Raw genomic sequence first — 15,761 nt, forward strand, 5'->3', positions numbered from 1 at the left:
GTTTGATGAATAACAAAAAAGCAAAAAAGAAAAAAATAGAAAAAGAGAATAAGAAAAATTATATATTCGTAAAACCAGGCATGTCACCTGTTGATATTGTTAGGACTGTGCGTTCTCTCAAGGGCGTTTGCTTTACATCGGTTGGTATGCGTGACGCAGGACAATCTGATTATAAGAACCGTCATCGTATTTATGACCTTTCAACTCTTGCACCCTATTACAATAGGATGGGCTTATTTAGTGCAGAATGCCATGGAGGTGCAAGGTGGCATGTTGGTGTCATGAACCGCAGGGAAAGTCCATTCGAAGAGTTAAACATCTTAAGAGAGACAATGCCAAATGTGCTTTTGCAAACTCTTATACGTGAGACAAATCTATGGGGATATCGACCATATCCTAAGAATGTGATTGAATATGTTATCTCACGGGTTGACATCGATGTCTGGAGGTGTTTCTCGTTTCTGAATGATGTTAGAAATATGCGAGCAGTTGCAGAAGTTGTAATGAACAGGGGAAAGCTTTTTGAACCTGCGATATCATTTACAATGGCAGACTGGACAACAAATGAATATTATCTAAATGTTGTGAAAGAAATTGTTAATCTCTGCGGAGGCACAGATCAAATAATATTATGCATTAAGGATATGGCTGGGGTGGGTAGCATTAAAAGAATAGGGAATCTTATTGATGCAATAAAACAAAAATATCCTGAACTTGTAATTAATTATCACAGACATATAACCGATGGTCTTGCAATGCCTGCCTTTCTATCTGCGGCTCGGGCAGGAGCTAAGATTTTTGATGTTGAAGAAGATTCTCTTGTCCGTTTTTACGGACACTCACCCATATTAGGTGTTCATGCGTATTTTGAAGAGATGGGAATACACGTAAATCTTGATAGGAATGAGGCTGAGTCAGCAGTACAGAAGGTAAGGGAATGGATAGGTTTTTATGATTGGGCTGAATCACCTTTTAAAGGTTTTGATCATACAGTTACTTATCATAAAATGCCAGGAGGTGCTTTCCCAAGTTCATTCGAACAGGCTGATAAAGGGGGGTTCCTTCATTTAATGCCAGCAATCTTGAAAGTAATGTCTTTATATAACAAAATTATCCATTACTTTGATGTTACCCCAGGTTCTCAGATTACTTGGGTAACATGTAGTGGTATTGTAAACAGGTATGCAAAAGCAAAAGGGGAGGCCGGAGTCAGACATCTCATAGAGCTTCTCACAAAATTTATTGAACAGAAATCATTGAATTTTAACGATATGGATAAAATTGAACAGGATGAGTTGCTTTATCTTTTCAAGAATGCACCAGGGGATTTCAAGAATCTTATTCTTGGCCATTATGGCAGGTTACCTATGGGATGGCCACCGGAATGGGTTTATAAAAGTACATTCGGTGATGAATGGGAGCAAAAGATAAAGGAAAGAATAGAGCTTTCTCCGCTTGATTCATTACCCGATGATGATCTGGTTAGTCTAAGGCAGGAACTAACAGTCGCTATTAACAGAGAACCAACAGAGGAAGAGTTCATTCTATACCTGATGCATCCGAAAGATGCATTAGAGATGATTGAGTTTAGAGAAAAGTATGGAGAATCGCCTTTGGTATTACCAACACCTGTATGGAGAGAAGGTCTGAAAAGACCGGATGACAGAGTAGATTTTGAGCTGTGGGGAAAGCCTTATAGTATTGAACTTGTATCAGTTGGGGCTGAACATGAAGGCATAATTCATGTTGTTATGCGTGTTAACAATAAGACAAGGGTTTATAGTGTAGAGACTCCAAGAGCAAAGAAGGTAGAGATTAGAATAGCTAAACGTCCAAATGAAATAGGAGCACCTATTAATGGCAATATCTGGAGGATTGGTAATCCTGAGAGAGGTAAACTCAAGGTTGGTGATATAGTTCACAAGGGTGAAGAGATAGCAAATCTTGAAGCAATGAAGATGGAAAACGCAATTGTTGCTCCTTTCGATGGGCAAATTACTGAAATATGTGTAAGACTGAACGACTTTGTTGTTGAAGGCCAGCTTTTATTTATCTTAGAAAAACAATAATAAAAAATCAAAAATATATATTTGAAACAAGATAAACTGTACCAAAATATAGCATCAAAATTTATTGACAGGAACAATAATTTTGTAGTAATTATTTTATAAAAGGGGAGTAGCTGAACAGTGGCTATCGTCAATACGTTCATATAAATGGGCCGGTACCACTGGTTAGTAAAACTAACAAGCGAGACCTTTACCACATATTTTTAAGAATATGAGGTGAAGGTCTTTTTTTATGAAAGGTGAATATGAACACTTTAAAAACAATGATATTAACCTAAAAAAATGCATTTAGATTAATGCAGATTTGTGAGAAAATTTATTTTTCGATACCTTAGTGTACCTATAACTAATAGTTTTATGAATATTTTTATCCATATAACAAATAAAAATAATTTAATAATTTCATCGAGTTAAAGAAATTTTCGAGCAATATCTGCATTATTTGGGTTAATAGTTACTTTGATACTCATGCTTATAGGCGTTGGGGCTATTTATGGAGTAGAACTGTAAACTCTTTAGTACCCATCCTCCAATAGAAGAAAGGATAGCGAGACTTGAGGTTATGGTATATGGTATTAGGTATTAAAGGGATGATGAGATGACAGATACAAAAACTAAAAACTTACTATTAAACCTGATTTTATTGCTGAGGATATTTTTGAAGTGGCTTAATGGATTATGCGTAAAATAAAAGTTGTTATAGAATAATAGCGAATAAATATGTATTGGCATCAGAAATCAATAGATGAGGTTATTGAAGAATTAAAAACATCCATTGAGGGTCTCTCCTCACAAAAGGCTGCAGAGCGTCTTAAAAAATATGGTCCCAATGAATTAAAAGAAAAAAAGAAAAAGACCCATCTCATGATGTTACTCGATCAATTCAAGGACTTTATGATCATTGTCCTTATTGCCGCAGCAATCATTTCTGGAATTATAGGCGAGCCTTCAGATACCATTGCCATCATAGTAATTGTAATTCTTAATGCCATTATCGGTTTTGTTCAGGAATATCGCGCAGAAAAGGCCATGGCTGCACTTAAAAAATTGGCTGCCCCAAGTGCAACTGTTATAAGAGATGGAAAACCCTCAGATATACCTGCTTCTAAGCTCGTCCCTGGCGATATTGTATTTTTAGAGGCAGGGAAAATTGTTCCTGCAGATATGAGACTTATTGAAGGCATTCAATTAAAGGTTGAAGAGGCAGCCCTTACGGGTGAATCTGTTCCTGTAGAAAAGCATATCGATATTCTTCAAGATGAAATGATTCCTCTGGGTGACAGAAAAAACATGGTTTATAAAGGAACGGTTATTTCATATGGAAGGGGAAAAGGTGTAGTCGTTGCGACAGGTTTGAACACCGAACTCGGTAGAATCGCCAAGATGCTTCAAGAGGAAGAAGAGGTGAAAACACCTCTTCAGAAAAGACTGGCAGTGTTTGGGCAGAAACTTGCAGTAGCTGTCCTGATAATCTGTGCTTTAATATTTATTATTGGAATCTTTAGAGGAGAATCCCCTCTTTTGATGCTTCTTACAGCTATATCACTTGCCGTTGCTGCAATACCTGAAGCACTTCCTGCTGTTATCACTATATCTCTTGCTATTGGTGCAAAAAAGATGGTAAAGCAAAATGCCCTCATAAGAAAACTTCCTGCGGTTGAGACCCTTGGGTCTGTGACTTATATTTGCTCAGATAAGACAGGAACTCTCACGCTAAATAGAATGACAGTAGAAGAGATATATGTGGATGAGGAGCTTATAAAGACAGAAGGCGAGAAGAAAAAAAATTATGAAGATAAGCAAAAAATCTCAACTTCTCAACCTCTTGCCTTGTTTATGACAGCAATGGCATTAAACAATGATGCATTTTTAGATAAAGAAGGCAGAGAGATAGGAGACCCAACAGAAACAGCTTTATATAAGATTGCTAAGGAAAAAGGGTTTGATAAAAATGAACTTGAAAAAATTTTTCCACGCATTGCAGAGATTCCATTTGACTCCAAAAGAAAATGTATGACTACCTTCCACAGTATTAATAAAGAAAAAACTAATCTATCTGACATTATGCATGATGCATCTTTTTTTTCCTTTACCAAAGGGGCAGTAGATGTCTTGATCGAAAAAGCTGACAATATTTTGACTGCTCAAGGGTTAATCCCAATTGATAAGAAAAAGATTTCAGAAATTAACGACAAAATGGCTTCTGAAGGGTTACGCGTATTAGGTATAGCTATGAGATATTGGGACAATATACCACAGGATATCTCACCTGAGAATGTTGAGAAAAATTTTACTATCTTAGGCCTTGTTGGCATGATAGACCCACCAAGAGAAGAGGCAAAAGAGTCCGTAGCCTTGTGCAAAACCGCAGGAATAAAACCTGTTATGATTACAGGTGACCATCCACTCACAGCAAAAGCGATAGCAGAACGTCTTAAAATTCTTGAGGATGACTCAAGGTCGATCATTACAGGTAAAGAGCTTGCTGAACTTCCCATAGAGGAATTTGAAGACCATGTCGAAAAGATTAAGGTCTATGCTAGAGTAGCTCCCGAACAAAAACTGAAGATTGTTAAAGCACTCCAGGACAAAGGCCAATTTGTTGCTATGACAGGAGATGGAGTTAATGATGCACCAGCATTAAAAAGAGCAGATATAGGCGTAGCAATGGGTATTACAGGAACTGATGTTGCAAAAGAAGCTTCGCACATGATACTCCTTGATGACAACTTTGCAACCATTGTGAAAGCTGTAAAAGAAGGCAGAAGGATATTTGACAACATCCGTAAGTTTATAAAATATACGATGACAAGTAATTCAGGTGAGATTTGGACTATTTTCCTCGCGCCATTTCTTGGGCTACCAATTCCTCTTCTGCCAATCCACATCCTGTGGATTAATCTTGTTACAGACGGACTTCCTGGTCTTGCCCTTGCAGCAGAGCCTGCTGAGAAAGAAATAATGAAAAGACCACCTCGTCACCCGCAGGAGAGTATATTTGCACACGGCCTTGTTGCACATATCATCTGGGTAGGACTCCTCATGGGATTTGTATCTATATTTACACAGGCCTGGTCTATAAAGACAGGTCACGCTCACTGGCAGACAATGGTTTTTACAGTACTATGCCTCAGTCAGATGGGACATGTGCTTGCAATTCGTTCTGAAAAGGAGTCTCTCTTTTCTCAAGGACTCTTTTCTAATAAGCCTTTGTTTGGCGCGTTTATTCTGACCATCTTACTCCAATTGTCGACAATATATATGCCTTTTCTGAATCCAATATTTAAAACAAAACCTCTAACAATTAATGAATTATTAATATGTTTTGGCTTGTCCTCTATTGTTTTCTTTGCTGTTGAAATAGAAAAAAGTTGGATAAGGAAGATATATTAAGAAGACTTTTTAAATAAAGCATCAAGTTTTTTCATAGCCTCTTCTTTTTCTTGCGATAAAGATATTGATGAAGATTCTCTAAAAATAAAATAGTCACAGAAGTTTGCCTTGTCCCTTGTTCTCTGAAATTCAGCCTTTGGTTCAATGCATTTATTGTGGCTTTTTTCCGAATAGAATTTGCAATTTAGACAGACATGAAGATCACTTCCGCAAGTTGGACATATAGACTTCCTTGAAAAATATTTATCTATTTCGACTTTTTTGCCACAGAAAGCACATATTTTCATATGTTTCTTATTTGCTCCAAATTAGTTTGTTAATATATCGAACAGATTCTTATTTTATCTTCTTGATAAAATCCTCTATTGGTAAAGCTGCAAGAGTGAGAAGTTGGACAGATCCACGTGCTCCGAGTTCAACAGACATTTTCATAATAGTAGAATTATCAGGGGCTTCAACAATATTAACAAAATCATACGGACCAAGAACTGCATATTGCTTTATTACCTTTACTCCCATCTTTTCTATTTCTTTGTTGACCTCGAGAATCCTCTTTGGATTCTCTTTTATTGTTTTACGCCCTTCGTCAGTCAATGTGCTTAATATAACGTAGTATGCCATTTCCTAACTCCTTTCATTATAAATCATTATGAATTGAAATTTATTTCAATCTAAACCTGTGCATACATTTATAGACAATTATATTAATTTTGTCAAATTGACATTTTAATGAAAGCTTTGTTTAAATTATAAAATGTGGGATTATACAGATAAAGTTAAGGAATTTTTCTTGAATCCAAAGAATATCGGAGAAATAGATAATCCTGATGCAGTTGGTGAAGTTGGAAGTATTATATGCGGTGATGCATTGAGGTTGACACTCAAAGTAGATAAAGAGACGAATAGGATTATTGATGCAAGATTCCAGACATTCGGTTGTGCAAGTGCAATAGCAAGCTCATCAGCACTCACAGAACTAATTAAAGGAAAAACACTCGATGAGGCTCTTCAGATATCAAATCAAGACATTGCTGATTTTCTCGGAGGCCTTCCAAAAGAAAAGATGCATTGCTCTGTTATGGGGAGAGAGGCTCTTGAAGCTGCGATAAATAATTATAAGGGGATCCCAACTGTAGTTGAGGAAGAGGGAAGAGTTGTCTGTCAGTGTTTTAATGTAACTGAAGAAAAAATAAGAAAAGTGGCAATGGAAAATCATCTTACAACTGTTGATGATATAACAAATTATACAAAAGCTGGTGGTGGTTGTGGTGAATGCAAGAGTGAAATCGAAGCAATACTCAGGGATATATGGTTAATTAAAAAACCCGAGAAATTGACAAAACAAAAAAAGCTTACCAATTTACAAAAAATTGCACTTATACAGGAGATCATTGAAAAAGAAATCAGACCAGCATTGCAGTCCGATGGAGGCGATATAGAAATTATAGATATAGAAGGTAATAAAGTTGTTATTGCCATGCGTGGAATGTGCACAGGTTGTGTTATGTCAGGTGTTACCATAGATAGCATACAGAATAAGCTAAGAGAATTCGTAGGTGAGGAGATAACAGTCGAAGTCCAGTGAATACCATATATCTTGATAATAATGCTACAACAAAGGTCGCCCCTGAAGTAATCGAAGAAATGATTCCTTATTTGAGTATTTTTTATGGGAACCCATCGAGTATGCACACATTCGGAGGGCAACTTCTGAAAAAAATAGAAGAAGCAAGGGAGAAAGTAGCACTGCTTATAGGAGCTGACCCTGAGGAGATAATATTTACAAGCGGTGGGACAGAAAGTGATAACACAGCTATATTTAGTGCTGCCGAATTATATCCAACAAAAAAGCACATAATTACTACCCGAGTAGAACATCCTGCAGTAAGAAATTTTTGTAAACACCTTGCACGCAGGGGTTACAGAATAACTTTTCTGCCTGTTAACAATCAGGGTCAGCTGAATATAGATGATCTTTTGAAAGCTATAGATGATGATACCTTGCTTGTATCAGTTATGTTCGCTAACAATGAAGTGGGAAATATTTTTCCTATTCAAGAAATAGGTGAAATACTTCGAGAGAGACATATATTATTTCATACCGATGCTGTCCAGGCTGTAGGAAAGATTCCGATAGACCTCAAAAAACTACCTGTAGACATGCTATCTCTTTCAGGACATAAATTGCATGCACCAAAAGGTATAGGCGTACTGTATATCAGAAAAGGAACACGGTTCTTTCCATACATTAGAGGTGGACATCAGGAAAAAGGAAGAAGGGCTGGTACCGAGAATGTCCCATCAATAATTGGACTTGGAAAAGCATGTGAACTTGCTATACAGAACATTAATATTGAGTATAATTATATTTCAAAACTTCGTGATAAGCTTGAAACATCTCTTATCAAACTATGCCCAGATGTAAGGATAAACGGAGATCCTCAGAATAGATTGCCAAACACAACAAACCTGAGTTTTGAATATATTGAGGGAGAAGCGATACTTCTAAGGATGAACGAATATGGCATATGTGCTTCTTCTGGATCAGCATGCACTTCTGGTTCTCTCGAACCTTCTCATGTATTGAGGGCGATGGGGGTGCCTTTTACCGCAATTCACGGATCAATAAGATTCTCATTGAGCAGATATAATACTGAAGAAGAGATTGATAAGGTTATAGAAATATTACCAGGTATAGTTAACGATCTTAGACTGCTTTCTCCATTTGGTAGAGATAGACTCATAAGAAAACACTAAAATCATAAATTATAATTTAAGAACATTTTTATACAATATGAATTATGAGCTTAAATTTTTGCTTTTAGATTAAATTATTAGTAGAAATATAATGTACAATTTCTGTTTATGCATTGACATATTTTACTATCTTTTATTATTTTAATTAAAACACAATCAAAATATATTGAACATAAAGTTCAGATTGTAATAAAACTTTTAGGAAGAAAAGGAACTTTAAGCCACGAAGGCTGAAGATGTCTTGAAGGCATTGCTTTCGCGGCTTTTTTATTTTCTGGAAAGTTTAATCAAGCCGAATAATGCAGACATTACTCAAAAATTTATTTAACGCGATAATTTTATTTAGAAAGATATTTATTGGAAATGTATAAAAAAATTCATAGTAAATCATCTTTAAACGTACACCATGGTTTATTTTTATCATTATTTATTCATGTGTTGATTTTTTTGATACCAGTTTCATTGATTGTGAAAAAGCATATACAGGAAATTGAATTGTTTGTCACAATTGAAGATGCATATGAACGACAAGATCAGGTATTAAAAAGACAAGTGATTAAGAAACTGATTGTAGAAAAGAAAATGGAACCTGAAATAGTAAAAGAAATTATCAAACCTATTGATATTCCAATTCCTGAGGATAAAAAAATTGAAATTGTCGAGCCGGCCAAGGAGATTGTGAACCTAAAGCCAATGGTGCAAGCTGAATCAAAACAAATACATGTTGAACAAATTACACCTGTTTATGGTCAACCTGAAACGATTGATACTGAATTTGGATCTGCAGAGGCTCCATCGTTTCTGCACAAGGAAATGCCAGTTTATCCACTTCTCGCAAAGAAGCTCGGAAAAGAGGGAAAAGTTGTTCTAAGACTTACAATTGATGAAAGAGGTAGTCTACTGAAAGTAGAAGTTGTAGATAAAGCTGGCTATGGTTTTACTGAGTCTGCTGTGAATGCGATAAAAAAGTCAACATTTCTACCGGCAAAAAAAGACGGCAAACCAGTATCATCGAGGGTTATATTACCAATTAGATTTACTCTCAGGAGGGACTAATGATAGATTTTTTCTTAAAAGGCGGTTTATTAATGTATCCGATCCTGCTATGTTCTCTAACAGGGCTTACAATTTTAATAAATAAGTTTATTCAGTATAAAAGAATATTAAAAAGTGTCGGAAGGCCTCTACAAGAAATCTTAAAAGAACATTCTGATATTTTAGACCCTTTAGTAAAAGGGATTGAAAATGGTTATAACGAACAGGAGCTTTCTGTTACAGGTACAAAACAAATAAGAGAAATCGAGAAAGGATTGAGCTGGCTTGCACTTATTGCAACTATTGCACCACTTCTTGGCCTTACAGGGACAGTCACAGGGATGATTAAAGCTTTCATGGTGATTGCTGAAAGTTCAAGCGTAAACCCTTCAATGCTTGCTGGAGGCATCTGGGAGGCGCTTATTACCACTGCTGCCGGTTTACTCGTTGCAATCCCAATTCATATTGGGCATCACTATCTCGAAAAACAGGCAGATGACATTGCTTTTATTTTGAAGGAGATTACAATTAGCCTTTATATGAAAAAGAGAAATGGATTTTAAGAGAAGGAGACATAACCATGTTCATTTGAACATTGCACCACTTGTAGATGTTGTTTTTCTTCTGTTGCTTTTCTTTATGCTCACCTCACATCTGATTCAGGAACCCGCAATCAAAATAAAACTCCCTGAATCAAAAACATCAGAAACACAGAATGAGCATTTGAGCACAATCTATATTACTAAAAACGCAGATATATATTTTATGGATAAAAGAGTAGATATAGAGAACTTGCAAAGAGCTATTAAAGAATCTACATCTGAGGGAAAAAAGGAGTTTATTCGGATTAAAGTAGATAGAGAGGCAAATGTTGGATTATTAGTGAGAGTTATAGATGAAGTTAAAATTGCAGATATTACAAACTTCAGTATAGTTACAGAAAAGGGATACAGTGAGAAATGAAGGTTGGACTTAATAGTATTAACAGGTAATCTCACTGTAAGAAGCGAGATTACTTCGTTTCACTCGCAATGACGGTTTTTATCGCTGGATTTGGGTCATTTCGATAGTTGACAAATGAATTAATTTATTATAATTTATTTATTAAATAATATAATAAGGAGAAATTTATGAAAAAATATGTTTGTTCAGCATGTGGTTATGTTTATGATCCTGAAAAAGGCGATCCTGACAATGGAATTAAACCTGGCACACCATTTGAGAAATTGCCTGATGAGTGGGTATGTCCTGCCTGTGGCGCTCCTAAATCAATGTTTGTAGAAGAGGGTTCACCATATAAAGAGTATGGAGTAAGATAAAGAAGAAAACAATGCAAAAACCTGTCAGAATTTATACACTAAGCACCTGTGGCCACTGCAAGGCTACCAAGAAATTGCTTGACAGATTAGAAATAAAATATGAATTTATCGATGTAGATTTGTTACCTTTTGAGCAGCAGAATGCAGTTCTTGATGATGTTAAAAAGTATAATCCTCAATGTAGCTTTCCGACAATAATCATTGGTGATGGTGTTATTGTGGGGTATAATGAACAAGAAATCAGATCAGCACTCAGCCTGAAATAAAAAATTTAGAAGCAAAGTCCTTCATAATTAATTTAAAATAGTAAACACAGGCTGAAAGAGAATCATGGAAAGGTTATCCAAAGCAAAGAGAGCTGCTAAAGCTGGTATAAGACATCTACTTAATGAAACCATCATTGGTATAAAAATAGATAAATCAATTTATACTGCTGAACGTCTTCAGGATGTTCTCGAAGAGATAGATAAAACTATTAAAGAATATAATTTAAATGATGATTTTTTAAACGATTATGTTGATGAAGTTTATAGAGCATTATATAATGCAAGGCGCTATCTTGATGCTGCTGTTATTGCAAAAAAGTATAATCTCTGAGATTAACCCAAATACTGCAGAAATTGTTCGAAAATTTCTCTAACTCAATACACCCACCTTAGTTCCCCCTTGGCAAGGGAGGAGTTAAAGGTGCACCAAGGTATCGAAAAATAAATTTTCTCACAACATCTGCATTATTCTACGTGTATTTTTCTGGTTAATGGAAAAAAAAGAAATGTCGCAACTGTCCCTGTAAAATATCTTTACCATCTTATCAGTTACTTCTATATCAACTTCTTTGCCAATGTATTGAATTTGTCTTTCTTTCATCTCTGGAGCTCCCTTCCCATTTTCAATATTTTTGATGACCTTACTTACTGTCTTCCAATCATGTCCCTGTCAATCGTGCAATCTCGCTCTTGCTTTTGCCAAGTTCTCTTAATGTCTTTATCGTTGTGTACATAGCCACCACTAACATAGACCCTCCTTGATTGTTTTCAAGAAGGGAATTATTTAGTTTTTTGCTGTTTTTTGCCTATGGAATTTTCAGGGCCCTATGGAATTTATTGTACCTTTGAGGAAATTGATGTCTCGGTATGAGATGTAGAAGTTGATTATAAATTATGTTATGATGGGACATAGCTTGAACCTCCTGTTTTTATTGATTTTGTAGGTGATATTCTATCACCTTTGATAGTGAGCTCAAGCCTTATGCTAATTTTTAGCGGACATTACTAACTTTATATAAGAAAAACAAGGAGTGAATACAATATCACATGGGTGATACATAACCTGCATGATAATATTTTTGTTTGTGATGCTTTACCATTAATTGTTGTTAATTATCAGTTTACTTTTAATAAATCATATGCTAATATTTAGTATATCTGATGGTTGACTAAAACTAATTTATAGACTGAGTGGTAAAGTAGTTATAGAAGAAGAATAAATTTTTATAATAGCTATTGACTGTTAAAATGGCTATCGAATTCAGGAGAAGATATAAGAGACAGTACTATGTTGTTTTCGTTAGGTATTATCTAAATGTCTTTGATGAGAATAGACTGAAGAAAGTTCAGGGAATAGGTGTATCTGTTGATATAAGTGCAAAAGGAATTGGTCTGATAACACAATATCCACTTGAGGTGGGTAGTTTTTTACTCTTTGAAGATGGGAATATAATAAACAACATTACAGCAAAGGCTTCTGTAGTTCGGTGGGCAGAAGAAATTGAAGATAAAACATATCGGGTGGGATTAGAGTTTGTGGATTGACCTTTTTATTTAATCTCCTTCAAGTCCATATTTCTTTAGCTTTCTCCACAAAGAAACCCTGTCAATGTGCAGTATTTGTGCAGCGAGTGTTTTATTGCCTCCTGCCTCTTTTAAGACCCAATTAATATAGGACTTCTCCTGCTCCTCAAGGGTTGGAAATTTTCCCTCTTTTTTCCTGAAGGTTCTTATGCTTAATTGCCTGAGGTCTTCAGGAAGATGAGCAACCTCGATCGTATCTCCACTTGCAAGTGCTACACCTCTTTCAATGATATTCTCAAGCTCCCTTACATTTCCCGGAAAGTCATAGTTTACTAAAATAGCTATTACTTCAGGAGATATCTCTTTTATGTCTTTTTTCATGAGTAATGCATATTTTTTCAAAAAATAATAACCTAAGAGAGGTATATCATCCTTTCTTTCAGCGAGGGGTGGTATGTGTAATGATACCACATTTAATCTGAAATAAAGGTCCTGTCTGAAACGACCACTTTTTACTGCATCCAGTATATCTCTATTAGTTGCAGCAATGAATCTTACATCAACCTTTATTGACTCTGTACCTCCTACTCTTAGGACCTCCTTTTCTTGAATAACCCTTAAAAGCTTTACCTGCATGGAGGAAGGCATTTCTGTTATCTCATCAAGAAAGAGGGTTCCTTTAGATGCAGTCTCTATTAAACCCTTTTTCATTGATATTGCACCAGTAAATGCACCTTTTTCATGTCCGAAGAGTTCACTTGATAAAAGCTCTTCTGTGAAGGCACCACAATTTATAGCAAAGAATGGTCCCCCAGCACGTTCACTATTAAAATGTATAAATTTTGCAAGAATTTCCTTACCTGTTCCGCTCTCACCACTTATAAGGACATTACACTCAGTTGGAGCTATCTGCCTTGCAGTCTCAAGTAGCTTCTGTATCTTTGCATCCTGAGTGATAATCTTGACCTTTCCCTCATATTTTTCTATCTGTTCCCTGAGTTCAATATTCTCCTTCTTTAATCTTACCTTTTCTAAAGCCTCTTTAACAACCTTTCTCACCTCATCAAGTTTAAAAGGTTTTGCGACATAATAAAATGCACCATGTTTCATTGTTTCAACAGCAGACTCAAGGGTTGCATAACCTGTTATTATTATTACCTCTGTATCAGGGTAGAGCTCACGGCATTTTTTAAGTATCTGCATTCCATCTACCTTTTCCATCTTTAAATCTGTAAGTACAACATCAAATTGTTGTTCTTCAATGAGTCTGAGTGCTGTAGGTCCGTTTTCTGTCCCTGTCACTTCATAGCCCTCTTTTCTCATAACATGTTCGAGGTTTTTAAGTGCTACCTTTTCGTCATCGACAATTAATATCTTTGCTGTTCCCTGCATTATTTCTCCTTTTTCATTGGTAATCTTATCAAGAACGATGTTCCTTTACCAACTTCGCTATAGACTCCGATACAGCCATTATTTTCTTCAATAATCTCCTCAACAACATAGAGTCCCAGTCCAGAACCTTTCCGGATGTCAATCCTTGATACAGAATCCTTTTCAGAATCTTTTGTTGTAAAGAAAGGTTCGAATATTTTCGGTAGAATCTCAGGGGGTATTCCTTCACCTGTATCTTTTATTTCGATGTCTATTGTGTCCTTGCCAATAGGACATTCACCCGTACATACGTAACGGTATTTTTGATATTTACAGACATTTTCCCCATCTACATCTACTTCTACTTCTTCTTTTTCAATATGTTTCTTCGCCATAATAAATATTTTTCCCTCATCAGTTATGGATTCAACAGCATTTTTTAATAGATTTAAAAATGCCTGCTGAATCCTCTGTTTATCAGCATAAATTGACATATCATCTGCTATATCAACATTGATTTCTATCCCTGCTGGTATTTCACCCTTGATAAAGAAAATCGTCTCTTCAAAAAGTTTTTTAAGATGAAGACTCTCTTTTTTGAATTCCTTATGTCTTGAGAATTCCAATAAAGATCGCACAATATCACGTGCCCTATCAGTTTGTGTAGAAATCTGTGAAAGCAGTTCTCTCTTATACTCTATATCAGCTTCTTCAAGCTCTTCATTGAGTATCTGGCAGGATGATGATATATTTGATAATGGATTATTCAATTCATGTGCGACCCCAGAAAGTAGAGTTCCAAGTGAAGCAAGTTTTTCCCTCTGTATTAGGCGTTTCTGTCTTAGTTCAAGTTCATTTAACATTTTATTGAATGCATCTATTAAAGAAACTATCTCACGGTCCTTTGAATTAATCGATACAGTTCTTAGTTTTCCTTCTTCTACTAATTTCATCTGTTCTTCTAAGGATCGAAGAGGTTTTCCAACCATGCTTGATAGAATATGACCTATTATAATTCCTACAAGTGATAAGGAAATAATCAAGAATACAAGTGTCCTCTGAGTTTTTATGAGTAATTCTTGAAATCTCTTTCTTTCAGTCTTTGAGACATCTTCAGAAACTGACACTATCTCCTTGCCTTTTTGTCTTATTGACTTTTCGAGAACCATGCGTTTATCGAGATTATTTTCATTCGTTGCAGCGAATTCAGTCATCAATGTTTTATATTCACTTAAAGCCTTTTTTATAAAATCAAGCTGTGGTGCAATAGAAAGCCTTTTATATTCCCTGATATTTCGATCGAGTATTCCCTGAACCTTGCTAACATAATTAATATTTTCCTGATAATCCTCATATCTATTGTATAAAAAGAAATTCTTTTCGAACCGCCTCATCTCGAGAGTGCTATCAAATAATTCAGAGATGACCTCCCCGAATTGAACCTTTCTCTCCATATAACAGAGTTCTGATAGAGTAAAGGCAGTAATCAAGATGAGTACTACTATCCCGCCATAATAACCGACCATAATCTTTTGTCTTATACTTGATGGAAACTTAAACATACATTTAATTTTAAAAAATATTATTGCAAAAAGCAATATTTGCTCATTTCTTTGCAACATAAAACAACAAACAGTCGGTAATCTTTACCTCAATCAGTTTTTGTTTACACCACATAATTTTAGATAATTAAGGATTTAATTATACGTTGAATTATGCATCAATTTAAAGTTCCCACTACGTACTTTATGTTTTCTAAAAATATTGAAAAAACAGGGTTTTATAAAGATATCGGTTTCTGGCATGAAATATGCTCTAAATAAATATAAAAAGGAGGTGTTAATACGATGAAAAAGCTCGCAAAAAAATTAGAAAAGCTATTTTCAGCAATAGCCTTTGCAGAGGCTGGTGAATATGATACTGCAAGAGAGATATTACGAGAAGAAGAAAGAGAACAGAAAAGAGAAATAATAGCCCCAACACTAAGACCAAGGAAAGAGCTAAGAGCACCAGGAATAAAAAGGTAA

At 35.4% G+C, this 15,761-nt stretch carries 17 protein-coding genes; 12 read left to right on the top strand and 5 right to left on the bottom strand.

What is annotated here, in order from left to right:
- Nucleotides 1–5 precede the first annotated feature (5 nt).
- Nucleotides 6–2,069, top strand: coding sequence for a biotin attachment protein (locus HXY53_00100; GenBank protein ID NWF74968.1), 2,064 nt, complete (start codon nt 6–8; stop codon nt 2,067–2,069).
- 720 nt (nt 2,070–2,789) lie between these two features.
- The gene (locus HXY53_00105) at nt 2,790–5,462 is read left to right on the top strand and encodes a calcium-translocating P-type ATPase, PMCA-type (protein ID NWF74969.1); all 2,673 of its coding nucleotides are present in this window, start codon (nt 2,790–2,792) and stop codon (nt 5,460–5,462) included.
- Here HXY53_00105 and HXY53_00110 read toward each other — a convergent pair.
- Together HXY53_00110 and HXY53_00115 are read right to left on the bottom strand one after the other, a co-directional pair.
- Nucleotides 5,459–5,749, bottom strand: coding sequence for a hypothetical protein (locus tag HXY53_00110; protein NWF74970.1), 291 nt, complete (start codon nt 5,747–5,749; stop codon nt 5,459–5,461). The genes HXY53_00105 and HXY53_00110 overlap by 4 nt on opposite strands.
- Before the next feature lie 49 nt (nt 5,750–5,798).
- Nucleotides 5,799–6,083, bottom strand: a complete 285-nt coding sequence (locus HXY53_00115; GenBank protein ID NWF74971.1) for a GYD domain-containing protein — start codon at nt 6,081–6,083, stop codon at nt 5,799–5,801.
- Between the two features lie 133 nt (nt 6,084–6,216).
- Here HXY53_00115 and nifU point away from each other — a divergent pair, with 133 nt between their 5' ends.
- From nifU to HXY53_00155, 8 genes are all read left to right on the top strand, one after another.
- Nucleotides 6,217–7,047, top strand: a complete 831-nt coding sequence (nifU, locus tag HXY53_00120; GenBank protein ID NWF74972.1) for a Fe-S cluster assembly protein NifU — start codon at nt 6,217–6,219, stop codon at nt 7,045–7,047.
- Complete coding sequence (gene nifS, locus HXY53_00125; GenBank protein ID NWF74973.1) at nt 7,044–8,219, top strand: cysteine desulfurase NifS; 1,176 nt, start codon at nt 7,044–7,046, stop codon at nt 8,217–8,219. Before nifU ends, nifS begins: the two co-directional genes overlap by 4 nt.
- Before the next feature lie 363 nt (nt 8,220–8,582).
- Nucleotides 8,583–9,275: an energy transducer TonB gene (locus HXY53_00130; GenBank protein NWF74974.1), complete on the top strand. Its 693-nt coding sequence runs from the start codon at nt 8,583–8,585 to the stop codon at nt 9,273–9,275.
- Entirely contained in the window at nt 9,275–9,817 is a 543-nt protein-coding gene (locus HXY53_00135) for a MotA/TolQ/ExbB proton channel family protein (GenBank protein ID NWF74975.1), read from the top strand. The genes HXY53_00130 and HXY53_00135 overlap by 1 nt, the downstream gene beginning before the upstream one ends.
- On the top strand, nt 9,807–10,217 hold the full coding sequence (locus tag HXY53_00140; GenBank protein NWF74976.1) for a biopolymer transporter ExbD: 411 nt from the start codon (nt 9,807–9,809) through the stop codon (nt 10,215–10,217). Before HXY53_00135 ends, HXY53_00140 begins: the two co-directional genes overlap by 11 nt.
- A gap of 167 nt (nt 10,218–10,384) precedes the next feature.
- Complete coding sequence (locus tag HXY53_00145) at nt 10,385–10,573, top strand: rubredoxin (GenBank protein ID NWF74977.1); 189 nt, start codon at nt 10,385–10,387, stop codon at nt 10,571–10,573.
- 11 nt (nt 10,574–10,584) lie between these two features.
- Nucleotides 10,585–10,839, top strand: a complete 255-nt coding sequence (locus HXY53_00150) for a glutaredoxin family protein (GenBank protein ID NWF74978.1) — start codon at nt 10,585–10,587, stop codon at nt 10,837–10,839.
- 64 nt (nt 10,840–10,903) lie between these two features.
- Nucleotides 10,904–11,170 carry a hypothetical protein gene (locus HXY53_00155; protein ID NWF74979.1) on the top strand — a complete coding sequence of 89 codons (267 nt, stop codon included), beginning with the start codon at nt 10,904–10,906 and terminating at the stop codon, nt 11,168–11,170.
- A 120-nt stretch (nt 11,171–11,290) separates the two neighbouring features.
- Here the strand turns inward: HXY53_00155 and HXY53_00160 are convergent, their stop codons facing one another.
- Nucleotides 11,291–11,440: a hypothetical protein gene (locus HXY53_00160; GenBank protein ID NWF74980.1), complete on the bottom strand. Its 150-nt coding sequence runs from the start codon at nt 11,438–11,440 to the stop codon at nt 11,291–11,293.
- A gap of 635 nt (nt 11,441–12,075) precedes the next feature.
- Between HXY53_00160 and HXY53_00165 the strand changes: the two genes are divergently transcribed.
- Nucleotides 12,076–12,384 carry a PilZ domain-containing protein gene (locus HXY53_00165; GenBank protein ID NWF74981.1) on the top strand — a complete coding sequence of 103 codons (309 nt, stop codon included), beginning with the start codon at nt 12,076–12,078 and terminating at the stop codon, nt 12,382–12,384.
- Nucleotides 12,385–12,393: 9 nt separating this feature from the next.
- Here the strand turns inward: HXY53_00165 and HXY53_00170 are convergent, their stop codons facing one another.
- Together HXY53_00170 and HXY53_00175 are read right to left on the bottom strand one after the other, a co-directional pair.
- Nucleotides 12,394–13,755 (bottom strand): sigma-54-dependent Fis family transcriptional regulator, encoded by a 1,362-nt coding sequence (locus HXY53_00170; GenBank protein NWF74982.1) that lies wholly within the window; start codon nt 13,753–13,755, stop codon nt 12,394–12,396.
- Nucleotides 13,755–15,296: a HAMP domain-containing histidine kinase gene (locus HXY53_00175; GenBank protein NWF74983.1), complete on the bottom strand. Its 1,542-nt coding sequence runs from the start codon at nt 15,294–15,296 to the stop codon at nt 13,755–13,757. The genes HXY53_00170 and HXY53_00175 overlap by 1 nt, the downstream gene beginning before the upstream one ends.
- 285 nt (nt 15,297–15,581) lie before the next feature.
- Between HXY53_00175 and HXY53_00180 the strand changes: the two genes are divergently transcribed.
- Nucleotides 15,582–15,761, top strand: coding sequence for a hypothetical protein (locus tag HXY53_00180; GenBank protein NWF74984.1), 180 nt, complete (start codon nt 15,582–15,584; stop codon nt 15,759–15,761).

The organism is Nitrospirota bacterium (genome assembly GCA_013388455.1).
Lineage (GTDB): Bacteria > Nitrospirota > Thermodesulfovibrionia > Thermodesulfovibrionales > SM23-35 > JACAFF01.